This window comes from Tsukamurella conjunctivitidis, assembly GCF_007858475.1.
In the GTDB taxonomy this organism is placed as follows: Bacteria; Actinomycetota; Actinomycetes; order Mycobacteriales; family Mycobacteriaceae; genus Tsukamurella; species Tsukamurella conjunctivitidis.
Genome location: NZ_VIGX01000010.1, coordinates 64129 through 85272, shown reverse-complemented (window position 1 = coordinate 85272; position 21144 = coordinate 64129). Strand labels below are relative to the sequence as shown.

23 protein-coding genes are annotated in these 21144 nt (G+C 70.5%); 10 read left to right on the top strand and 13 right to left on the bottom strand.

Translation table 11 applies throughout. The features are described 5' to 3' along the window. Positions 1–25: 25 nt before the first annotated feature. Entirely contained in the window at positions 26–358 is a 333-nt protein-coding gene (locus FK530_RS16830; RefSeq protein WP_146488134.1) for a DMT family transporter, read from the top strand. After that, positions 355–774: a DUF5360 family protein gene (locus tag FK530_RS16825; RefSeq protein WP_146488133.1), complete on the top strand. Its 420-nt coding sequence runs from the start codon at positions 355–357 to the stop codon at positions 772–774. Before FK530_RS16830 ends, FK530_RS16825 begins: the two co-directional genes overlap by 4 nt. Here FK530_RS16825 and FK530_RS16820 read toward each other — a convergent pair. Together FK530_RS16820 and FK530_RS16815 are read right to left on the bottom strand one after the other, a co-directional pair. After that, positions 743–1147 (bottom strand): MmcQ/YjbR family DNA-binding protein, encoded by a 405-nt coding sequence (locus tag FK530_RS16820; protein WP_126197465.1) that lies wholly within the window; start codon positions 1145–1147, stop codon positions 743–745. The genes FK530_RS16825 and FK530_RS16820 overlap by 32 nt on opposite strands. 20 nt (positions 1148–1167) lie before the next feature. Then, positions 1168–1440: a hypothetical protein gene (locus tag FK530_RS16815; protein WP_126197464.1), complete on the bottom strand. Its 273-nt coding sequence runs from the start codon at positions 1438–1440 to the stop codon at positions 1168–1170. A 138-nt stretch (positions 1441–1578) separates the two neighbouring features. Between FK530_RS16815 and FK530_RS16810 the strand changes: the two genes are divergently transcribed. Beyond that, the gene (locus FK530_RS16810) at positions 1579–3066 is read left to right on the top strand and encodes a nucleobase:cation symporter-2 family protein (RefSeq protein ID WP_146488132.1); all 1488 of its coding nucleotides are present in this window, start codon (positions 1579–1581) and stop codon (positions 3064–3066) included. 88 nt (positions 3067–3154) lie between these two features. On the opposite strand, the gene FK530_RS16805 is transcribed toward FK530_RS16810, so the two are convergent. From FK530_RS16805 to infC, 5 genes are read right to left on the bottom strand one after another with little or no spacing between them, the layout of a single operon-like run. Then, complete coding sequence (locus FK530_RS16805; RefSeq protein WP_146488131.1) at positions 3155–4531, bottom strand: acyltransferase family protein; 1377 nt, start codon at positions 4529–4531, stop codon at positions 3155–3157. 56 nt (positions 4532–4587) lie between these two features. Further along, a complete protein-coding gene (locus FK530_RS16800) occupies positions 4588–5385 on the bottom strand; it encodes a TrmH family RNA methyltransferase (protein ID WP_146488130.1) in 798 nt (265 codons plus the stop codon). Between the two features lie 15 nt (positions 5386–5400). Further along, the gene (rplT, locus tag FK530_RS16795; protein ID WP_146437342.1) at positions 5401–5781 is read right to left on the bottom strand and encodes a 50S ribosomal protein L20; all 381 of its coding nucleotides are present in this window, start codon (positions 5779–5781) and stop codon (positions 5401–5403) included. 53 nt (positions 5782–5834) lie between these two features. Further along, a complete protein-coding gene (rpmI, locus tag FK530_RS16790) occupies positions 5835–6029 on the bottom strand; it encodes a 50S ribosomal protein L35 (protein WP_068531598.1) in 195 nt (64 codons plus the stop codon). Between the two features lie 47 nt (positions 6030–6076). Continuing rightward, a complete protein-coding gene (gene infC / locus FK530_RS16785; RefSeq protein WP_191834189.1) occupies positions 6077–6667 on the bottom strand; it encodes a translation initiation factor IF-3 in 591 nt (196 codons plus the stop codon). Between the two features lie 328 nt (positions 6668–6995). Between infC and FK530_RS16780 the strand changes: the two genes are divergently transcribed. Continuing rightward, positions 6996–7382, top strand: a complete 387-nt coding sequence (locus FK530_RS16780; RefSeq protein WP_146488129.1) for a recombinase RecA — start codon at positions 6996–6998, stop codon at positions 7380–7382. A gap of 83 nt (positions 7383–7465) precedes the next feature. Next, positions 7466–7810, top strand: coding sequence for a hypothetical protein (locus FK530_RS16775; RefSeq protein WP_146488128.1), 345 nt, complete (start codon positions 7466–7468; stop codon positions 7808–7810). 82 nt (positions 7811–7892) lie between these two features. Here FK530_RS16775 and nrdH read toward each other — a convergent pair whose 3' ends face one another. The 3 genes from nrdH to uvrA all read right to left on the bottom strand — a co-directional run bounded on the left by nrdH (position 7893) and on the right by uvrA (position 13080). Then, positions 7893–8144: a glutaredoxin-like protein NrdH gene (gene nrdH / locus FK530_RS16770; RefSeq protein WP_146488127.1), complete on the bottom strand. Its 252-nt coding sequence runs from the start codon at positions 8142–8144 to the stop codon at positions 7893–7895. A gap of 227 nt (positions 8145–8371) precedes the next feature. After that, positions 8372–10177, bottom strand: a complete 1806-nt coding sequence (locus tag FK530_RS16765) for a gamma-glutamyltransferase family protein (RefSeq protein WP_146488126.1) — start codon at positions 10175–10177, stop codon at positions 8372–8374. 44 nt (positions 10178–10221) lie between these two features. Next, positions 10222–13080 (bottom strand): excinuclease ABC subunit UvrA, encoded by a 2859-nt coding sequence (gene uvrA, locus FK530_RS16760; RefSeq protein WP_146488125.1) that lies wholly within the window; start codon positions 13078–13080, stop codon positions 10222–10224. Positions 13081–13128: 48 nt separating this feature from the next. Here uvrA and FK530_RS16755 point away from each other — a divergent pair, with 48 nt between their 5' ends. Then, positions 13129–13785, top strand: a complete 657-nt coding sequence (locus FK530_RS16755; protein WP_146488124.1) for an MBL fold metallo-hydrolase — start codon at positions 13129–13131, stop codon at positions 13783–13785. 4 nt (positions 13786–13789) lie between these two features. Here FK530_RS16755 and FK530_RS16750 read toward each other — a convergent pair whose 3' ends face one another. Then, positions 13790–14833 (bottom strand): DNA polymerase IV, encoded by a 1044-nt coding sequence (locus FK530_RS16750; RefSeq protein WP_146488123.1) that lies wholly within the window; start codon positions 14831–14833, stop codon positions 13790–13792. 94 nt (positions 14834–14927) lie between these two features. Further along, positions 14928–16097, bottom strand: coding sequence for an epoxide hydrolase family protein (locus tag FK530_RS16745; protein WP_146488122.1), 1170 nt, complete (start codon positions 16095–16097; stop codon positions 14928–14930). Positions 16098–16199: 102 nt separating this feature from the next. Here FK530_RS16745 and FK530_RS16740 point away from each other — a divergent pair, with 102 nt between their 5' ends. From FK530_RS16740 to FK530_RS16725, 4 genes are all read left to right on the top strand, one after another. Continuing rightward, positions 16200–16766 carry a CGNR zinc finger domain-containing protein gene (locus FK530_RS16740; protein WP_146488121.1) on the top strand — a complete coding sequence of 189 codons (567 nt, stop codon included), beginning with the start codon at positions 16200–16202 and terminating at the stop codon, positions 16764–16766. 38 nt (positions 16767–16804) lie between these two features. Then, a complete protein-coding gene (locus FK530_RS16735; protein ID WP_146488120.1) occupies positions 16805–17983 on the top strand; it encodes an FAD-dependent monooxygenase in 1179 nt (392 codons plus the stop codon). Then, positions 17980–18252 (top strand): hypothetical protein, encoded by a 273-nt coding sequence (locus FK530_RS16730; protein WP_146488119.1) that lies wholly within the window; start codon positions 17980–17982, stop codon positions 18250–18252. The genes FK530_RS16735 and FK530_RS16730 overlap by 4 nt, the downstream gene beginning before the upstream one ends. Before the next feature lie 79 nt (positions 18253–18331). Further along, a complete protein-coding gene (locus FK530_RS16725) occupies positions 18332–20647 on the top strand; it encodes a HelD family protein (RefSeq protein WP_500486567.1) in 2316 nt (771 codons plus the stop codon). Between the two features lie 8 nt (positions 20648–20655). Here the strand turns inward: FK530_RS16725 and FK530_RS16720 are convergent, their stop codons facing one another. Then, complete coding sequence (locus FK530_RS16720) at positions 20656–21099, bottom strand: universal stress protein (protein ID WP_146488118.1); 444 nt, start codon at positions 21097–21099, stop codon at positions 20656–20658. Positions 21100–21144: the final 45 nt, after the last annotated feature.

Below are 21144 nucleotides of genomic sequence, written 5' to 3'. Positions count from 1 at the left end.
ACCGGTCTGGTTCTTCGGAGGTGGAATGTCCCGCACAGCTGCACTACTCCTCGCCGCGGCCGTCGCCTGCGAGGTCGCCGGCACCCTCGCCCTCCGCGCGACGGACGGGTACAAGAACCTCTGGCCACTCCTCGTCGTGATACCCGGCTACCTCGGCGCGTTCGCCTTCCTCGGGTTGTCGCTCCGCGAGGTCTCCGTCGGTGTGGCCTACGCGGTCTGGTCTGCGGCCGGGACCGTGCTGATCACCGCTGCGGCGGCGGTCCTGTTCGGCGATCGCGTCTCGGCGAGCACGATCCTCGGCATGGCGATCACGGTGGTCGGTGTCGCGATCATCAATCTGTCGACGGCCGCCGAATGAGGGCCGCGAAGGCGTTGCTCCTCGCTGTCGACTTGGCCCTCGCCGCCTATTGGGCGGCGATCATCGCCGGCGCCCTCCCCGAGCAGTGGCGCTTCCGCGACTACTCGAACCCCGTCGTGCAGGCGTGGAACTGGTCCTTCCTCCCGCTCGACGCGCTCGCCGTCGGTCTCGGCGCGGCGGGCCTGCGGCTCGTGCGTACGCGCCCCGCGGCAGGGCGGATCGTCCTCACCGCCGGTTGCACCCTGACGTTCTGCGCGGGCCTCATGGCGATCTCGTTCTGGGCGTTCGCGGGCGATGTCGACCTCGCGTGGTGGGGACCGAATATCGCGCTGATGGCGGCCCCGGCGATCGTCGTCGCCGGCCTCGTCCGAACCCCGCCGGACGTCAGCGGGCGCGCTCAGCCAACCAGGCCCTGACGACCGTCTTCGGGGCGCACGCGCACCACGCGTCCTCGATGACCTCGGCCAGTTCGTCGCGGGTGATCTCACCGAGGCGCGACGCCCGGATCAGAACCGCGTTGTAGCCGTCGAAATGCGGCGTGGTGAAGAACGGGCCCTCGGCCTGGACGAGAGCGAGCTTGTCGGACTCGTCCGGCGTGCGGATGAGAATCACGTCATCCAACCGGACGCCCGCATCGTCGACGGCGTCCGGGCGCGGAGACCGGTTGCCGCAGAACACCTTCTTGCCCACCTGCCACGCCGGGCGGCCACCCCACGCCGCGACCTCCACCACCCGCGGCAGGGCGAGCGCGACCGCGGCCACGTCCTCGATGCGTGCCGCCCTCGTCACGGCCCCGACGGTACGCCGGCTCAGCGGCAGTTCGCCACGTACGGCATCGACCCGTACGGGCCCCAGATCTTCGACTCCGCGTTCGCGCGCGCGGCTGCGCGATTCGGCCCGGTCCCGTGCACAGTCCCCGCGAACGACGCGAACTGGTTGCCGAACTGCTGCGCGTACACGTCACAGGTGACCGTGACCGGTGCACCCGGAGCCGCCTGAGCCGCTGCGGCCGGCACGGCGATCGCGCCCATTCCGATGATTCCTGCGATGACGATCCGCTTCATCCCGATCTCCCTCCACATGATTCGACACTCTGTGTTTATCACACCACACACCGTCCTCGGTCCGCGCGCACCCGGGCAACATCGCCCTGGCGTGATGCAACACCGTCGTCACATCGAGGCAATCGATCGGCGGATCGGGCTGCCTACCGTCGGGCCATGGCGATCACGACGACGGACGGCGGCACGCCGCACACGCGGCCCGAGGACGAGTACCTGGGCGTCGGGAAGACTCTCGGATACGGGATCCAGCACATCCTCGCGATGTTCGGCGGTGTCATCGCCGTTCCGCTGATCGTGGGCGGCGCGGCCGGTCTGGATACCACGCAGAAGGCGCTCCTGGTCGCGAGCGGGCTGTTCGTCAGCGGCCTGGCGACGATGCTGCAGACGCTCGCCGTGCCGTTCTTCGGCAGCCGGCTTCCTCTCGTGCAGGGCACCAGCTTCGCGACGGTCTCGACGATCCTCACGATCCTGGCGGGCGACCCCGAGCACGGGCTCCGCGTCGTCTTCGGGTCGTTGCTCGTCGCCGCGGCGATCGGTCTGGCCATCACTCCGTTCTTCGCGCGCGTGATCCGCTTCTTCCCACCGGTCGTCACCGGATCGATCATCTCGGTGATCGGCCTGTCGCTCATGCCGGTGGCGGCGGGATGGATCACGGGGCAGCCGACGGTCACCGTCGACGGGCGGAAGGTGGCCAATCCGGATTTCGCCGCGCTCCCGAACATCGGCCTCGCGATGTTCACGTTCCTCGCCGTCGTCCTGCTCAGCAAGGTGCGTGTGTTCTCCCGGCTGTCGGTGCTGCTGGGGCTGGTGGTCGGCACCGTCGCCGCGCTGATCGTCGGCCGCGCCGACGTCGGGGCCGTGGGATCCGCGCCGGTGTTCTCCCTCCCCCACCCGTTCGCCTTCGGCGGGCCGATGTTCGAGATCGGCGCGATCGTCTCGCTCACCGTCGTGATCCTGGTGACGATGGTCGAGACCACCGCGGACATCCTGGCGGTCGGCGAGGTCGTGGGCACGAAAGTCGACTCGCGGCGGGTGGCGGACGGACTGCGGGCCGACATGGCCTCCTCGCTGCTCGCGCCCGTGTTCAACTCGTTCCCCGCCACCGCGTTCGCGCAGAACGTCGGGTTGGTCGCGCTCACCGGGATCACGAGCCGGTTCGCCGTGGCGGCGGGCGGCGCGATCCTCCTACTCCTCGGTCTGTCGCCGATGGCGGCGGCCGCGTTCAGCGTGATCCCCGGGCCGGTGCTCGGGGGTGCCGGGATCGTGCTGTTCGGCACGGTCGCGGCCAGCGGGATCCGCACCCTCGCCAAGGTCGACTACCAGGGCAACAACAACCTGCTGGTGGTCGCGGCGTCGATCGCCTTCGGGCTCATCCCGGTCGTCTCCACGGACTTCTGGCACGCCTTCCCGTCGTGGTTCGTGGTGATCTTCCATTCGGGCATCAGCGCAGCCGCGATCGTGGCGGTGGTCCTCAACCTGCTGTTCAACGTCCTTCTCCCCGGCGCGCCCGAGCAGCCGTCGATCGTGGCGGCGGGCCCAGCGGCCGGGGTCCCCGACGAGGTCGAACGCACCGGTCAGGCGTCCGACGGTGCCGCGGCGGCACCGTCGGCCACGGAGGCCCAGGGCGCGCGCACATCCGTCTGAGGGGCCCCGGCCCTGCTGGTCATGGGCGTCGGAATTCGCAGCGGCATGGCGGCCACGTCACGCCGAACGTGGTCCGTCTCCGGCCACGTCACGCCGCGCCCGCTGACCCCCCGGCCTGCGCCCCCGGGCGTGTGAGTCCGGGCGCCGAGGCGGCGTCTCGCAATGCGTCCCGCGGAGCGGTGGCACCGGCCAGTGCGCGCGCAGCGACCATTGTCACCACGAACACGGCAAGGGCCGACCACCCCGTCGCCGAGCCGAGTCCCTCCTTCGCCATGAGCAACGCCGCCGCCCCGGCGACGCACACGAGCACGCCGGCGCCGGCGCCGCGCACGCCGCGGATCGTCACGCGCGCATCCCACCAGGGCAGACGCCGGTGCTCCAGCGGCGAGAGCAGGACGAACAGCGCGAACATCACGACGGCGAACACCATGGCGCGCAGCGCCATCAGGCCCCAGAAGCCCGCCTGGGCCGGGTCGACGGCGTCGATGCCCACGGCGTGCAGGGCGAAGGCGGCGACGGCGATCGCGGGGATGTGCCAGAGGTAGAGAGTCATCGCGCCGCTGTTGCCGACGGCGATCGGGTACCAGCCCCGCGGGATCCTGGCCCACCGGCCGATCGCGGGCGCCGCCGCGACGAAGAGCAGGCTCACCCACACGCAATGCAGGCCCAGCAGGAAGGTCGGCGGCGTGGTATTGGAGAAGGTCTCGGTGCCGGTCACGACGAGCGGCACGTCGTACGGTCCGAGAACGACTGCGGCGAGCGCGGCGGCGAAGGCGACCGCCGCGATCACGAGTGCGAACCGCGTGCGGATCTGCCGCCGCGCATACGCGACCCCGATGACGACGGGGATCAGCCACACGATGAGGAAGTTCGGGAATCCCCACTCGATCGCTCCGGAGGCGAGCCGCGCACCGTCGACCAGGGCGGACGCGGCCAGCAGCGCCACGACGACCCCGGCGAGCGCGGCCGTGCCGCACCGCATGAGAAAGGGCACGAACGGCAGGACCAGGAGGTACACGCCGATGAACCACAGCAGTGCGACGGACTCGCCGCCGAGCCGTGCGGCACTCGACTCCCCCAGGAGCACCCGAGTCGCGCCGAGCGCGAGCGACCAGAACGCCAGGTACCAGAACACCGGCCGGGCGAGGCGCTGCGCGCGCCCGAACAGCCATCCGCCCCAGGGTGTCCCCGGCTTCAGACCGTAGGCCGACGATGCCGCGCCGGCGAGGAAGAAGAGCGGCATCACCTGCAGCAACCAGGTGATGGGCTGCAGCGAGGGCTGCGCGCCGAGCGTGTTGCCCACCCACACGCCCGACGGAGTGACGGTCGCCAGCAGGAGCACGCAGTGCCCGAACAGGACGACGAGCAGGCTCACGAGGCGGGCCACGTCGATCGCGCGGTCGCGTGTCTCCGGGGTGCTGTCGAGAACGGCGGCGCGGGGGGGCAGGAATCTCATGGTCACCATGCTTCCGGCGCGGGCGCCGTCAGGAATGAGTAGTCCTACCCGGAACCGATGAGGACCTATCCGCGATTCTGCACCCGGGAGCTGGCGTAGAGGCAGATCGACGCGGCGGTGGCCAGATTCAGGGACTCGGCACGGCCGCGGATCGGGATGGCGACCCGGTGATCCGCGAGAGCCTGCAGCTCGCGCGGCAGGCCGTGCGCCTCGTTGCCGAACAGCCATGCCGTGGGGCCGGAGAGCATCTCGTCGGCGTCGTCGAGGCAGACCTCCCCGTCGGCGGCGGTGGCCAGCACCGTGAGGCCGGAGTCCTGGAGTTGCGCGATCGCGGCGGCGGGGTCGCGATCCTGCACGACGGGCAGATGGAAGACGGAGCCGGCCGAGGCGCGAACGACCTTACCGTTCATCGGGTCGACGGCGTCGCCCGCGAGGAGCACGGCATCGGCGCCGACGGCATCGGCCACCCGGATCACGGTCCCGGCGTTACCGGGCTCGGCGACATCGACGGGAACGGCGACCAGACGCGCACCATCGGGCACGCGGGCCTCGGGGAGAGCGCGGCAGACGGCCACGATCCCCGGCGGGGTGACGGTGTCCGACAGCCCCCGCATCGCGCGCTCGGTCACGTACGCCTCGCGCCCGGTGAGCAGCGAGGCGTACCGCTCAGCGCCCTCCTCGGTGACGAAGAGTTCGTCGACGAGGCCGGCCTCGAGGGCGGAGGTGACGGCGTTGGAGCCCTCGGCGAGGAACAGGCCCGCCTTGCGGCGACCTGCCGCACGCAGGAGCTTGGACGCAGCAACGACCCGCGGGGTCCGCTCCGTGAAGAGCTGGTCCGCGGGTCGTTGCGAGTGCTGATTCAACCTGGTGGGGCCGAATTACGCGACAGGCGCGTTCACGTCGGCCGGGAGCGCCTTACGGGCGATCTCGACGAGCGCGGTGAAGGCGGCCGGATCCGAGACGGCGATCTCGGCGAGGTTCTTGCGGTCGACCTCGACGCCGGCCAGGTTCAGGCCCTGGATCAGACGGTTGTAGGTGAGGTCGTTGGCCCGCGCGGCGGCGTTGATACGCGTGATCCACAGCTTGCGGAAGTCGCCCTTGCGCGCGCGACGGTCGCGGTACGCGTAGGTGAGCGAGTGGAGCTGCTGCTCCTTGGCCTTGCGGTAGAGCCGCGACCGCTGACCGCGGTAGCCCTTCGAGGCCTCGAGGATGGAACGACGCTTCTTCTGAGCGTTCACTGCGCGCTTGACGCGTGCCATAGGTCTTCGTCCTTACGTGATGAAAAAAGTTCTAGCGGGTACCGGGGAACGGCTTACTTGCCGAGCAGCTTCTTGACGCGACGCACGTCGGCGGGCGCGACCTCGGCCACACCGTCGAGGCGACGGGTCACGCGCGAGCTCTTGTGCTCGAGCAGGTGGCGACGGCCGGCCTTCTGGCGCAGGACCTTGCCGCTCCCCGAGAGCTTGAAGCGCTTCGAGGTACCGCTGTGGGACTTGTTCTTCGGCATGTGTTCGTCTCTCTGTGTCGTTCTTCTGCCGGGCGCGACGTGCGTCGCTACTCGGCCGGAGCCTCGGGCGCGGCGGGCCGTGCCACCGGGGCTTCCTTGTCCTGCTGCGCCTTGGCGCGGGTCTTCGCGCCCTTGTGCGGGGCGAGGACCATGGTCATGTTGCGGCCGTCCTGCTTCGCGGACGTCTCGACGAAGCCGTACTCGGCGACATCGGCGCCCAGGCGCTGCAGCAGACGGAAACCCAGTTCCGGACGCGACTGCTCGCGACCGCGGAACATGATCGTGACCTTGACCTTGGAGCCCTGCTCCAGGAACCGGACGACGTGACCCTTCTTGGTCTCGTAGTCGTGGTCGTCGATCTTCGGGCGGAGCTTCTGCTCCTTGATCACGGTCAGCTGCTGGTTCTTCCGCGACTCGCGCAACTTCTGCGCGGCCTCGTACTTGAACTTGCCGTAATCCATGATCTTGCACACGGGCGGGCGGGCGTTCGGCGCCACCTCGACCAGGTCGAGATCCGCCTCGTACGCCAGCTTGAGCGCATCCTCAACTCGCACGATCCCGACCTGCTCGCCGCCGGGGCCGACTAGTCGGACCTCGGGAACGCGGATCTGACCGTTGGTGCGTGTCTCAGTGCTGATGGGGCCTCCTTGGATAGGTGCTCGTGTCTCGTTGCGAGCGGTCTTCACTCGTAGACCGCCGCGCAGCCGACGAGGCCCACCAAGTCCCATACAGCGAAAAGGCCCCGACCAGGCAATTCGCCTGACGGGGCCCACACCGACCGATTCGGGCCCCGCCGGCGTACGCCGACGATCGACCCCTCCTGAAACAAGGAGACCGCCGCGGTAATTCCTCACGGAATCCGCGGCGGCGACCGGACCAGCCGACCGGAGGTCGACGTGGTGGGAGTGGACTCCACTTGCTGCCCCGGGCACAGCCGGAGCGGTCGCACATGACAGTGTAGCAGTCGTGAGTGAGAATCCGAATTCGTCCCCCGAGCCCGACACCCTGGAACGCCTGGTCGCGGACTCGCCGTCGATCGAGGTGATCTCGAGCGCCTGGATGCTGCTGATGAGCGCGGCGGCGGAGAAGCTCGGCCTCACAGGTGCCGACAGCGACGAGGCCTCGGCCTTCGATCCGCGCGAGAGCCCCCACTTCGATCTCGACGAGGCCCGGAGGCTCATCACCGCACTGGCCGGCCTGACCACGGCATCGGTCGAGTACCTCGGCCCCCACGCGGGCCCGTACCGCGACGGACTGAAGTCCTTGCAGCTCGCGTTCCGCGAATACAGCAGCTACCCCGACGAGCCGGGGCACGGTCCGGGCGAGAAGTACACGGGACCGGTGTACAGCTAACTCTCAGGGTTATCCCCCAAAAACACCCTGACCTGTGTAAATAGGTCTAGTGTTCCACGTCACACGAGGCGTACCGTCACGGCATGACAAGGATGAGAGCGCTTGCGGCCGGCGTACTGGTCGCTGCAGGAGTAATGGCACCCCTCGGGGGCGTCACCGCCGCAACAGCGGCGGCCGCCCCGACCCCCGCGGTCTCGCACCCCGGGCACGGGTGGTGCGAACCGGGACGCTGGGTGGGCGGCTACTGGACCCAGGGCCGCTGGCACCCGGGCTGGTGGGAGCGCGGCTACTGGCGGCCGGGCTGGGTGGATCGCTGGGGCTGGCACCCGGGCTACTGGGTGCAGCCGCGTTGGCACAACGGCTGGTACGAGCAGGGCCGTTGGGTTCCCGGCCGGTGGGAGCCCGGCCGGTGCTACCCGCACCGCTGAGTCGAACAACCCTTCACGGCCGAACGAACGGGCCCTCAGTCGCATCCCCGCGACTGAGGGCCCGTTCGACGTGCCGGTCCGACTATGCGCCGGCGGCCGCGACCTGCGCGGTGAGCGCCTTGATGCGGTCCGGACGGAAGCCGGACCAGTGGTCGGCGCCGTCGACCACCACGACGGGAGCCTGCAGGTAGCCGAGCGCGAGGACGTACTCCCGCGCCTCGTCGTCGAGGCTGATGTCGATCGAGGTGTACTCGATACCCGCCTTATCGAGCGCACGGTAGGTCGCCGTGCACTGCACGCACGCGGGCTTGGTGTAGACGGTCACGTTGCTCATGCCTTCAACACTACATCTTGTGTTACATCTCTGCAATTTGCACAAGATCAAGGGGTTGATGCACATTTCTTCCACAGCTCGGTCCCCACCCGAGTGCATCCCGGAGCAGGCGGGAACGCGGATCGGGTCCGGTCTGTGGAGGAATCGACGCGAACCGGATGTGCACCGATCGGTCGCGTCCGACCGTCCCGCCCGCCCCACGGCTTCTGCGGAGCGGGAGCACTGCGTCACCGTCCTGCGGCGTACCCCTGCGCGCCCCTCGGGTTCGCGGCCGCGCAGAGCAGTCCGGTCCGGCGTTCCCGGCCCGCCATCGACAGCCGGCCCAGGGCCCAGTCCCCCGCGCGCGTGACGCGGTGGCCCCGTGCTTCGAGAGCGGCGATCACGTCGTCTCCGAGACGGTCCTCGACGACGACGCCGCCCGGCGTCCAGGTGCGCGGCCAGAACGAGCCCGGCACCGCCGTGGTGTGGAAGGCCGGCGCATCGATCGCCTCCTGCGGGCTGTATCCGCCGACGATCGTGCGCAGCAGGTAGAGCAGCTGCCACTGGTCCTGCTGATCGCCGCCGGGCGAGCCGAGCGCGGTGACGGGAAGCCCGTCGACGAGGACCAAGGTGGGAGTCAGCGTGGTCCGCGGGCGCCGGCCGGGAGTCAGCGTCGCCGGGCCGTCGGGCTCCAGCCAGGTCATCTGCAGTCGGGTCCCCAGGCAGAAGCCGAGCTCGGGGATCAACGGGGACGACTGCAGCCAGCCGCCCGACGGCGTGATCGACACCATGTTCCCGTGCCGATCCGCCACGTCGAGGTGGCAGGTGTCGCCGCGGACCTCGCCCGTGACGCGCACCGTCGGCTCCCCCGCACCGCCGCCCGCGGGAGTGTCGTAATCCTCGCGCAGGGGCGGGACGAAGGGCGCCCGTCCGTCGACTGCGCCGGGGCGCAGGTCGAAGGAGGCCGTCGGCGCGATCAGGGCGCGACGTTCCGCGCCGTACTCCGGGGACAGCAGCCGATCCAACGGGACGGCCGTCGCGTCGCCGTAGTGGGCCTCGCGGTCGGCGAAGGCCAGTTTCTGGGCCTCGATGATCCGGTGCGCTCCGTCGGCGGTGGACGGATCCAGTTCGTGGTCCTCGTAGCCCTCGAGGATCCGCAGCGCCTGCAGGAGCGCGGGCCCTTGCCCCCAGGGGCCGGTCTTGGCGATGGTGTGACCGCGGAAGACGATGCTGACCGGCTCCTCCTCGCCCGCCCGGAATCCGGCGAAGTCGCTCCTGGCGATCACGCCCGCGTGATCCGTGCCCGTCGAGTGCCGGTGCGGCGCCGCGACGAAGTCGGCCGCGGCCGCGGCGACGAAGCCCGTCGACCAGGCCGCGCGCGCGGCCTCGATCCGGGCGACACGCGCCTCCTCCCCGTCGCCGGCCACCGTCGCCCCCGCCTTGACCAGCCGTTCCAGCGTGCGGGCGTAAGCGGGATTGCGCAGGATCTCCCCGTCGGTCGGAACGCGGCCGCCGGGCAGCCAGACCGCCGCCGACGTCGGCCAGTGCAATGCGAACAGGTCCCGGACCGCGGCGATCGTCTCGCCGACCCGCCCCACCATGGGGCAGCCGTCCCGGGCGTAGCCGACGGCGAACTCCACCACCTCGGACAATTCCCAGGTGCCGTGCTCGGCCAGGAGATGCAGCCACGCGTCGACCGCCCCGGGGACCGCCGCCGCCAGGGCGCCCGCGCCGGGCACCATCTCCAGGCCCGCGTCGAGGAAGTGCTCGCGGGTGGCACCCGCGGGGGCTGGCCCCTGTCCCATCAGCACGCGCGGCACACCGATGCGAACGTCGAAGAAGACGCCCGTGAGGTCACCGCCGGGCCCGTTGAGATGCGGCTCGGCCACGTGGAGCACGAAACCGGCGGCGACCGCACCGTCGAAGGCGTTGCCGCCCCGCTCGAGGACGGCCTGCGCCGCGGCGGTGGCGAGCCAGTGGGTGGACGCGCTCATCCCGAAGGATCCCCGCAGGGTCGGCCGGGTGGTGAAGGCGTCGGGTGGGGTGAAGCTCATGGGTACCTCCGCTGAGCGCTGGCCGTCGGGTGTGCCCCACCCTGTCAGGCCCCGAGTACCTCCGCCAGGAACTTCCCGGTGTACGACTCGGGCACCGCCGCGACGTCCTCGGGCGTGCCCTGGGCGACGACGGTGCCGCCCCCGCTGCCGCCCTCGGGTCCCATGTCGACGATCCAGTCGGCGGTCTTGATGACGTCGAGGTTGTGCTCGATGACGAGCACCGAGTTGCCCTTGTCGACCAGACCGTCGATCACCTGCAGCAGCTTCGCGATGTCCTCGAAGTGCAGGCCCGTCGTGGGCTCGTCCAGGATGTAGACGGTGCGCCCGTTGGACCGCTTCTGCAGTTCGGCCGCGAGCTTCACGCGCTGGGCCTCGCCACCGGACAGGGTGGTGGCGGGCTGCCCCAGCCGGACGTAGCCGAGCCCGACCTCGACCAGCGTCTTGAGGTACCGGTGGATCGACGTGACCGCCTCGAAGAACTCCGCGGCCTCCTCGATCGGCATGTCGAGCACCTCGGCGATGTTCTTGCCCTTGTAGTGCACCTCGAGCGTCTCGCGGTTGTAGCGCGCGCCGTGGCACACCTCGCAGGGCACGTAGACGTCCGGCAGGAAGTTCATCTCGATCTTGATGGTGCCGTCGCCCGAGCACGCCTCGCACCGGCCGCCCTTGACGTTGAAGGAGAAGCGTCCCGGCTGGTAGCCGCGCACCTTCGCCTCGGTGGTGGCCGCGAACAGCGTGCGGATCTTGTCGAAGACGCCCGTGTAGGTGGCCGGGTTGGACCGCGGGGTCCGGCCGATCGGCGACTGGTCGACCTGTACGAGCTTGTCGAGACCGTCGAGTCCCGTGACGCGGCTGTGCCGGCCGGGGACCTGCCGCGCGCCGTTGAGCTTGTTCGCCAGCACGGTCGCGAGGATGTCGTTGACCAGGGTGGACTTGCCCGAACCCGAGACGCCGGTGACCGCCGTCAGCACGCCCAGGGGGAAGGTCACGTCGATGTTCTGGAGATTGTGCTCGCGCGCGCCGACGACCTTGAGCTGGCGCTTCTTGTCGACGGGTCGCCGCACGGCCGGCACCGGCAGGGCGCGCCGCCCCGACAGGTACGCGCCGGTCAGCGACTCCTTGTTCTTGAGCAGCGCCTTGTAGGTGCCGCTGTGCACGACCTTGCCGCCGTGTTCGCCCGCGTACGGGCCGATGTCGACCACCCAGTCGGCGGTACGGATGGTGTCCTCGTCGTGCTCGACGACGATGAGCGTGTTGCCCAGGTCGCGCAGCCGCACGAGGGTGTCGATGAGGCGTCGGTTGTCACGCTGGTGCAGGCCGATCGACGGCTCGTCGAGCACGTACAGGACCCCGGCGAGGCCGGAGCCGATCTGTGTGGCGAGCCGGATGCGCTGCGCCTCACCGCCCGACAGCGAGCCCGCGGCACGGGAGAGCGAGAGGTACTCCAGCCCCACGTCCAGCAGGAAGGCGATCCGGGCCTGCACCTCCTTGAGGACGCGGCCGGCGATGGCGGCCTCGCGGGCGCCCAGCTTGAGGTCCGAGAGGTAGTCGGAGCACTCACCCACGGACATTCCGGCGACGTCGGCGATCGACTTCTCGCCGAACCGCGGGTGGTCGAGCGTCACGGCGAGGATCTCGGGCCGCAGGCGTGCGCCGGAGCACGCAGGACACGGCACGTCGCGCATGTAGCCCTCGTACCGTTCCTTCATCTGCTCCGACTCGGTGGATTCGAGGCGGCGGTGCAGGAAGGGCATCACGCCCTCGAACTCGGCGTAGTACGAGCGGGTGCGGCCGTAGCGGTTCCGGTACTTGACGTGCACCTGATGCTCGGAGCCCTCGATGACCGCCTTGCGGGCCTTCGCCGGCAGGTCCTTCCACGGGGTCGCGAGGTCGAAGCCCATCGCGTCGGCGAGGCCGGAGAGCAGGCGCAGGAAGTACTCGGCACTCTGCCCGGACGACCAGGGCGCGATGGCACCGTCGGCCAGCGAGAGCAGCGGGTCGGGCACGACGAGCTCCGGATCGACCTCCTTGCGGACGCCGAGGCCGTCGCACTCCGGGCACGCGCCGTACGGCGAGTTGAAGGAGAAGGAGCGGGGCTCCAGATCGTCCACGGCGATCGGGTGGCCGTTGGGGCAGGCCATCTTCTCGGAGAAGCGCCGCTCCCGCTCGGGGTCGTTCTCCTCGCGGTCGACGAAATCGAGCACGACGATGCCGTCGGCCAACCGGAGGGCCGTCTCGATCGAGTCGGTGAGACGCTGCTTGGCCGTCGCCTTCACGGCCAGGCGGTCGATCACCACCTCGATGTCGTGCTTCTCCTGCTTCTTCAGCTTCGGAGGCTCGGCGAGCTGGTACACCACCCCGTCGATCCGGGCGCGCGAGTAGCCCTGCGTCTGCAGCTGGTTGAACAGGTCGACGAACTCGCCCTTGCGGGTGCGGACGACGGGCGCGAGCACCTGGAAGCGGGTGCCCTGCTCCATGTCCAGCACCTGGTCGACGATCTGCTGCGGCGTCTGCCGCGCGATCACGGAGCCGCACTCGGGACAGTGCGGCGTCCCGGCGCGGGCGTAGAGGAGGCGGAGGTAGTCGTAGACCTCCGTGATGGTGCCGACCGTCGACCGCGGGTTGCGGTTGGTCGACTTCTGGTCGATCGAGACGGCGGGCGAGAGCCCCTCGATGAAGTCGACGTCGGGCTTGTCCATCTGTCCGAGGAACTGCCGCGCGTACGCGGAGAGCGACTCCACGTAGCGCCGCTGCCCCTCCGCGAAGATCGTGTCGAACGCGAGGCTGGACTTGCCGGAGCCGGACAGGCCGGTGAACACGATCAGGCTGTCGCGCGGGAGATCCACATCGACACCCCGCAGGTTGTGTTCGCGCGCTCCGCGCACGATCAGGCGATCAGCCACCGTCTTCCTTCCATCCGAGCGTGCAGGCCCACGGACGAGCCCGGATCAATGCTAGAGAAGCCCACCGACAAGTTTTTCCCCGCGCGGTACCGTGTGGCCGTGACCACCACGATCAGCCAGCTGTCAGTCGGCCCCATGGACAACAACGTGTACCTGGTCAGTGATTCCGCCGGGCACACCCTGCTCATCGACGCGGCGAACGACGCGGAGGAGGTGCTCGGCGCGGCGCGCGAGATCGGCGGCGTCGAGCTGGTGCTCACCACGCATCGCCACCCCGATCACTGGCAGGCCCTCGCCGAGGTCAAGGCCGGTCTGGACGTCCCGTCGGCGGCCGGCGTGAACGACGCCGAGGGCATCCCCGTGGCGACCGATCGCGCGCTGTCCGACGGCGAGGTGCTCAGGGTGGGCGATCTGACCTTCGACGTCATCGAGCTGGTCGGGCACACGCCCGGGTCGATCGCCCTCGCCCTGCGCCCCGAGTTCGACGGTGCGCCGGTGCACCTGTTCACCGGCGACTGCCTCTTCCCCGGCGGTGTGGGCAAGACGTGGGAGCCGGGCGACTTCGACCGCCTCTACGCCGACGTGACCACCAAGCTCTTCGACCGGTTCGACGACGACACCGTCGTGCACCCCGGGCACGGCAAGGGCACCACGCTCGGCGCCGAGCGCCCGCACCTCGCCGAGTGGCGCGAGCGCGGCTGGTAGTCGATCAGGGGTAGCCGCCCTCCGGCGGCACCATCTCACCACGCACGCCCAACAGCCGAACCGGGCGATCGTCGTCGAGGGCTCGGTACAGCGCCTCGGCGGTATCGGCGATGCTCGCCGGGTCGAAGGTCGGCTCGGGCAGCTTCCGCACGCGGTTGACGGTGAAGAATGGCGCGAACCGGACCTTCACGTGCACCCGCATGCATGGGCGGCCCTCGTCCCGCAGATCCGACGCGACTGCGCCCGCGAGCTCGTCGAGCGCGGCGCGGACCTGCTCGGGTGTCGCGAGGTCCTCCTGGAACGTCCGCTCGTGCCCGTGGGCACGAGCGACCCACGGCGTCTCGTCGACCCGGTCGGGCCCCGCGCCCCGCCCCAACCCCAGCAGATACGGGCCGGTGCGCGGACCGAACTCCGCGGCAAGGGCGATCTCGTCCGCCGCGGCGAGATCCGCGACCGTGGCGATGCCCAGTCCGGCCATGCGCTGGGACAGGCGCGAGCCGATTCCCCACAGGTCGCGCACGGGCCTGCCTCCCATCACCGGGAGCCAGTTCTGGCGCGTGAGCTGGAACGTTCCCCGGGGCTTCCCGAGGTCGGTGGCGTTCTTCGCACGGACAGTGGTGTCGCCGATCCCGATCGAGCAATGCAGGCCGGTCTTCGCGAGCACGGCCCGCTGGATGGCGGCGGCCGCCGCGGCCGGGTCCTCAGTGACCAGCCCGACGAAGGCCTCGTCCCAGCCCAGCACCTGCACGTCCGCGTCCGGGAGGGCCCGCAGCGTGCCCATCACCTCGGCGGACACCTGTTCGTAGACCGGGAAGTCCACCGGGAGGAAGACGGCGTCGGGACATCGCTTGGCGGCGATACGCAGCGGCATGCCGGACCGGATGCCGAACGCGCGGGCCTCGTACGACGCCGTCGACACCACGGCCCGTTCGGTCGGGTCGCCGCGTCCGCCGACGACCACCGGCAAGCCCACCAGCTCGGGGCGACGCCGCATCTCGATCGCAGCCAAGAACTGATCCATGTCGACGTGCAGCACCCACCGCGTCATGCGTCCAGTGTGCAGCGCGGCCGCGATGAACCGCCTCGGGTTCGCCGACGTCACGCAACAGGAGCCGGGCCGTACCCACGTTCACGCCGTGGGATCACCGTGCGCCGGCGAGTACCGCCGCGAGCCCCTCTCTGAGGTCCTGGACGAACAGTTCGGGAACCTCCAATGACGGGAAGTGACCCCCGCGCGCGGGTGACCGCCATCGGACGATGCGCCGGTACCGCTGCTCCGACCACGGTCGCGGGTACTTCTCGATATCGCGGGGGTAGATCGTGATCGCCGCCGGGACGTCGACGCGCAGATCCGGGTCGAGCGACGCGTGGCTCTCGGCGTAGATCCGCGCGGCGGAGGCCCCGGAGCGGGTCAGCCAGTACAGCGTGACGTCGTCGAGAACACGGTCGCGCGAGAGCGTCTCGAACGGGCTGTCCTCGGTGTCCGACCACTCGGCGAACTTGTCGAGGATCCAGGCGAGGAGTCCCACGGGCGAATCGACGAGCGAGTACCCGATGGTCTGCGGCCGGGTCGCCTGCTGTTTGGCGTACCCGGCGCGGTTCGTCCAGAAGTCCGCGGTCTCCGCGGCCCAGCGGCGCTCCACCGGGGTGAGTCCCTCCGTGGTCAGTCCGGGCGGTCCCTCCGCGAAGGTCGTGTGGATGCCCAGGACGCGGTCCGGGAATCGGCCCGCCAGCACTGTCGTGATGTTCCCGCCCCAGTCGCCGCCGTGCGCCAGGAACCGGGAGTAGCCGAGTCGTCCCATCAGCTCGACCCATGCGGCGGCGATCCTCTCCGTCCCCCACCCCGGCGCTGACGGCTTGTCGCTGAACCCGAACCCGGGCAGCGACGGGATCACGACGTGGAACGCGGGAGCGGTTTCGTCCGCAGGATCCGTCAGCGCGTCCACGACGTCGACGAACTCCGCGACGCTCCCGGGCCAGCCGTGCGTCATCAGCAGCGGCGTCGCGTCGGTGCGCGGCGACCTCCGATGCAGGAAGTGGATGCCGAGGCCGTCGATGGTGGTGCGGAACTGACCGATGCGCCGCAGACGGTCCTCGAACGGTCGCCAGTCGTAGTCGGTGCGCCAGTAGGCCACGAGCTCGACGAGGTCGGCGAGCGGAACCCCCTGATCCCAGCGCCGCCGCCCCTCCGCGGAGCCGCGGACGGTCTCGGGCTCCGGGAGCCGCGCGGCGCCCAACCGCGCGCGCAGATCCTCGAGGTCCGCGTCGGCGACGTGGATCTCGAACGTCTCGATGTCATCGGAACGGGGCATGACCGACCTCCTGAACGTCACCCTGAAGCGGCTGCGTTCTGAACCGTCTATGCCGGTTCTATCATCACCTCGGACCTCTCGACAACCGGCTATGGTGGTTCCATGGCTCCGTCACCCGATTTCCGCCTCGGCAGCGTCCTGGCCACGAGCTTCACCGCGACGCTCACGGAACGCGCCGGCGATCCCGTGGAGCGCGTGCCGACGGCGCACCGGCTGGCCGACTGGTTCGAGGCCGTCGGGCTGCCCATCGGGTCGTGCGACGACGACGCCCGGGCGCGTGCGCTGGAACTGCGCGAAGCGATCCACCGTGCCGCGACCGCCGCCGCGCAGGACGAGCCACTCCCGCAGAGCGCTGTGCGCGTCATCAACGCGCACAGCGCCCGCGGCCGCGCCGCCGCTGTCCTGAGCCCGCACCGCGAACGCCACTGGAGGCTCACGCGCGGCGCCGAGGCCGAGGACGCCCTCGGCGTGGTCGCCGCCGATGCCATCGCGCTGCTCAGCGGCGAACGGGACGGGCGCTGGGCACTGTGCGCATCGCCCACCTGTCGGGCTGCGTTCTTCGACGCCAGCCGCAGCCGCAGCCGGCGCTGGTGCGAGATGAACACCTGCGGCAACAAGGAGAAGAAGGCGCGGTACAACGCCGCGCACGGCGATCCTGGGCCACAATGATCCCCACCGTTGTTTCCACGAACGATCGAGGACACCCCATGCCCGGCCCCAGGGTATTGATCGCCGGCGCGAGCATCGCCGGTCCCGCACTCGCGCATTGGCTCACGCACTACGGCGCCGAGGTCACCGTCGTCGAGCGGGCACCCGCGCTCCGCCCCGGTGGGCAGGCGGTCGACGCGCGCGGCGTCGCGCGGGAGGTGATCCGCCGGATGGGGCTCGACGAGCAGGTCCGCGCCGCACGCACCGAGACGGCGGGCGCCCGGTTCGTCGACGAGGACGGTGCCGTCCTGCAGACCTTCAGCGCCGAGGACGACGGCGGCGACGGCTTCATCGCCGACATCGAGATCCTGCGCGGCGACCTCTCGCAGGTGCTCCACGACGCCACCCGCGACCGGGTGGGGTACGTCTTCGGCGATCGGATCGCCGCGCTGACACAGGACGCCGACGGGGTCGACGTCACCTTCGCGGACGGTCCCACGCGCCGGTTCGACCTCGTCGTCGGCGCCGACGGCCTGCACTCCTCGCTCCGTGCGCTCGCCTTCGGGCCGCCCGAGCGGTACCTCCGGCACCTCGGCCACGCCATGGCCTTCTACACCGTGCCCAACGACTTCGGGCTCGACCGCTGGCTGCTCGACTGCGTGGTCCCGGGCAGGTCGGCGGGCCTGCGCCCGATCCGCGACGCCGCGCTCGGCATGGCGCTGTTCTCGTTCAGCGCCACCGAGGGGGAGCTCGCTCGGCGCGATCCCGACGGCCAGAAGGCCCTGCTCCGCGACAAGATGGCGGGCCTCGGCTGGCTCACGCCGCAGATCCTCGCGCACGCCGACGGCGCCGAGGACTTCTACCTCGACGCCGTCGCGCAGGTCGTGATGGACCGCTGGTCGACCGGACGCGTAGCGCTGCTCGGCGACGCCGCGTTCTGCTCGTCGCCGATGTCCGGGCAGGGCACCAGCCTCGCGCTGGTGGGCGCCTACGTGCTCGCCGGGGAACTCGCAGCCGCGCAGTGGCAGCCGGAGCCGGCGTTCGCCGCGTACGAGCGCCTCCTACGCCCGATGGTCGACGCGAACCAGCAGGTCGGACAGTGGAACGCGGCCAGTCGCACCGTCCCCGCTCCCGGCGAACCGCCGGCCACGTCGCCCGAGGACTGGGACATGGCCGTCATCGAGCGCGCGATCAACGGCCTCGACCTGCCCGACTACGCCGGGACGGATCCGGCGTGAACCCCGCTCCGGACGACGAAACCCGGGTCGACCCGGTCAGCGCACGCAAGCGCCTCAGCACGGGCGACGTCGAGACTCCCCCGCCCGACAACCGGCGGACGCGGCGCGCGGCGGCGATACTGTTCCTCCTCGCCTTCATCGGTGTGCCCTCCGTCGGCTACGCCTTCGTCGACCGCCAGGACGGAACGAGTCTCGCGGTCGGACTCATCCTCCTGGCCTTCACCCTCCTGCTCGGCTACCTCATGGTGAGGACGATCATCCGGCGGTGACGTCGGGGTCACAGCGCGGATTCCGCGGATCGTGGACAATGGACGGTCTGATTCATCGCTGCCGTCCACGAGGAGCCCCGTGACCACCGACGCCGTCGATCCCCTGCTCGCCGAGGAGCAGGCCCACCTCGATCGCGTGTACGCCCGGATCGATGCCATGCGGAGCACCGCGAACCGCCGACGGGCCGACAACCTGCAGGAGGTCGGAGAGAACCCGCAGGAGATCTCCGAGCGGGACTCGTATCACCAGCTCTACACGGACGACATCGCGAAGTACGACGCGGCGGAGCAGAACCTCTACTTCGGCCGGCTCGATATGGCCGACGGCGCACACGGCGGCACTGCCGACGCCGTCCGGCGGATCGGCCGCATCGGTGTCCTCGATGACGACGACGACCTCTCCACGCTCCTACTCGATTGGCGGGCGCCGCTGGCCCGCCCGTTCTACCTGGCGACGCCCGCGCAGCCGGAGGGCGTCGCGGTGCGCCGGCACGTCCGGACACGGGGCCGCGACCTCACCGGGGTGGTCGCGGAGCGGCTCACCCTGACCGGTGCGGAGTTCGACGACGCCGGGCAGGGCCTCGGCTCGAACGTGGCCGGGGAGTCCGCGCTGGTGGACGCGCTGAACCGGGCGCGCAACGGACACATGGCCGACATCGTCGAGACGATCCAGCGGGAGCAGGACGCGATCATCCGGTCCGAGCACCGCGGCGTCCTCGTCGTGCAGGGCGGGCCGGGCACGGGCAAGACGGCCGTTGCGCTCCACCGCGCCGCGTACCTGCTCTACACCTACCGGCAGAACCTCTCCCGCACGGGCGTCCTCATCGTCGGTCCCAACGAGACCTTCCTCAACTACATCAGTCAGGTGCTCCCCAGCCTCGGTGAGACGGGTGTCCTGCTGAGCACCATCGGCGACCTGTTCCCCGGGGTCGTCGCGACACTGGAGGACACGGCGGCGGCCGCGCGCCTGAAGGGCTCGACCGCCATGGTCGAGGTACTCAAGCAGGCGGTCCGGGGGTGGCAGACGGTGCCCGACGAGCCCATCGTGCTGAAGTTCGACGGTTACCCCCTCACGATCGACAAGAAGCTCGCCACCCGGGCGCGGGGGCGCGCCCGCTCGTCGCGGCGGCCCCACAACACGGCGCGCGCGATCTTCCGGCAGTCCGCGCTGGACGCCCTCGCCGCACAGCACGCGGCGACGATCGGCTCCTCAGTGGTGGACAACACGATGCTGCTCTCCCGCACCGACATCTCCGACATCCGCGACGAACTGGCGCAGGATCGCGAGGTCCTCGGTGCCCTCGATCAGCTGTGGCCGGCCCTGACGCCGCAGCGCGTCCTGACGGAGCTGCTGCGCGACGAGGACCGGCTCACCGAAGCCGCCCCGGACCTGACCGATGCGGAGCGCGCCGAACTCCGCCGGGCGCCCACGACGGGGGCGGACGGCAAGCCCGCCTTCTCCCCCGCCGACGCACCGCTACTCGACGAGATCGCCGAGTTCCTGGGGGACGACGACGCGGACGCCGACGAGGCGGAGCGCCAGTGGCGGCAGCGTCTCGAGGAGGCGCAGGAGGCACTCGACATCCTGACCGGCTCGGCGCCCCAGGACCTGGACGACGAGTTCGACGCCGAGATCCTCATGGCGTACGACCTGATCGATGCCGAGCAGCTCGCACAGCGGCAGACGGTGCGCGAGTTCAACTCCACCGCCGACCGCGCCCGCGACGACCGGACGTGGACCTTCGGCCACGTCATCGTCGATGAGGCGCAGGAACTCTCGGCGATGGCGTGGCGAATGCTGATGCGACGCAGCCCGAACCGTTGGATGACGCTGGTCGGCGATACCGCGCAGACCGGCGACGCGGCGGGGATGACCAGCTGGGGCGAGGCCCTCGACCCGTACGTCCCCGGCCGGTTCTCCGTATCGGAGCTGACGGTGAACTACCGCACGCCCGAGGAGATCATGGACCTCGCGGCGGACGTGTTGGCCGAGATCGATCCGGCGCTGTCGCCGCCGACCTCGGTGCGAGCGGGAGCCGAACCACCGCGGCTGGTCCGGGTCGACGGGGACCGCCCTCTCGTCGAAGCCGTGCGCGACGAGCTCCCGCGCGACGAGGACCGCCTGACGGCGGTGCTGGCTCCGTCGAGCCTCGTGGCCCCGCTGCGCCGCCTGACGGCCCCGAGCGTGCGGGTGATGAGCGTGCGGGATTCCAAGGGCCTGGAGTTCGATCACGTGATCGTGGTGGAACCGGGCCTGATCGTGGGAGAGCCCGCCGAGGTGGAGTTCGATCGCGGGCTCCGCGACCTGTATGTGGCCCTGACGCGAGCGACCCAGACGTTGACCGTGGTCACGTCCGGGTCGCTGCCGCGCGCGCTGCGCGCTCTGGAGGCCTGAGGCGGGTACTACGTGGTGTGGACGATGAGGATGTCCACGGACGTCTTGCGGGCCGCATCCGAGGGCACCGAGCCCAGCAGCCGGCCGGTGAGGGAGTTCATGCCCTTGTTACCCACGACGAGCAGAGCCGGCTCGGGCAGCGACTTGACCAGATCGAGCAGGGCGTCCACCGGCTGCCCCTTGATGGCCCGCTTCTCGACGTTGGTGGCGCCGGCCTTGACGGCGCGTCCCTCGGCGGTGCGCAGCATGTCGTTGACGGGGTTCGCACCCTGCAGCTGGTACGCGTCGGCGCCCAGGATGTCGGCGGCCGCGGGATCGGCGCCCTCGCTGGGCAGGAAGGCGCAGGCGATCACCAGCTTCGCGTCGCCGGACAGTGCAGCGGCGCGCTCCACGGCGCGCAGCGACGACTCCGAGCCGTCGGTGCCGACGACGATCGTGCTGTAGCCACTCATCGAGTCTCCTCTTTCTCTACATTTCTCCAGCGGAGTTCTGCCACG

Bases quoted from the DNA above. Each gene is read 5' to 3' on its own strand.
- FK530_RS16830 (WP_146488134.1), top strand. From the start codon at position 26: ATGTCCCGCACAGCTGCACTACTCCTCGCCGCGGCCGTCGCCTGCGAG.
- FK530_RS16825 (WP_146488133.1), top strand. From the start codon at position 355: ATGAGGGCCGCGAAGGCGTTGCTCCTCGCTGTCGACTTGGCCCTCGCC.
- FK530_RS16815 (WP_126197464.1), bottom strand. From the start codon at position 1,440: ATGTGGAGGGAGATCGGGATGAAGCGGATCGTCATCGCAGGAATCATC.
- FK530_RS16810 (WP_146488132.1), top strand. From the start codon at position 1,579: ATGGCGATCACGACGACGGACGGCGGCACGCCGCACACGCGGCCCGAG.
- FK530_RS16805 (WP_146488131.1), bottom strand. From the start codon at position 4,531: ATGGTGACCATGAGATTCCTGCCCCCCCGCGCCGCCGTTCTCGACAGC.
- rplT (WP_146437342.1), bottom strand. From the start codon at position 5,781: ATGGCACGCGTCAAGCGCGCAGTGAACGCTCAGAAGAAGCGTCGTTCC.
- rpmI (WP_068531598.1), bottom strand. From the start codon at position 6,029: ATGCCGAAGAACAAGTCCCACAGCGGTACCTCGAAGCGCTTCAAGCTC.
- FK530_RS16775 (WP_146488128.1), top strand. From the start codon at position 7,466: ATGACAAGGATGAGAGCGCTTGCGGCCGGCGTACTGGTCGCTGCAGGA.
- nrdH (WP_146488127.1), bottom strand. From the start codon at position 8,144: ATGAGCAACGTGACCGTCTACACCAAGCCCGCGTGCGTGCAGTGCACG.
- FK530_RS16765 (WP_146488126.1), bottom strand. From the start codon at position 10,177: ATGAGCTTCACCCCACCCGACGCCTTCACCACCCGGCCGACCCTGCGG.
- FK530_RS16755 (WP_146488124.1), top strand. From the start codon at position 13,129: ATGCTAGAGAAGCCCACCGACAAGTTTTTCCCCGCGCGGTACCGTGTG.
- FK530_RS16750 (WP_146488123.1), bottom strand. From the start codon at position 14,833: ATGACGCGGTGGGTGCTGCACGTCGACATGGATCAGTTCTTGGCTGCG.
- FK530_RS16745 (WP_146488122.1), bottom strand. From the start codon at position 16,097: ATGCCCCGTTCCGATGACATCGAGACGTTCGAGATCCACGTCGCCGAC.
- FK530_RS16740 (WP_146488121.1), top strand. From the start codon at position 16,200: ATGGCTCCGTCACCCGATTTCCGCCTCGGCAGCGTCCTGGCCACGAGC.
- FK530_RS16735 (WP_146488120.1), top strand. From the start codon at position 16,805: ATGCCCGGCCCCAGGGTATTGATCGCCGGCGCGAGCATCGCCGGTCCC.
- FK530_RS16720 (WP_146488118.1), bottom strand. From the start codon at position 21,099: ATGAGTGGCTACAGCACGATCGTCGTCGGCACCGACGGCTCGGAGTCG.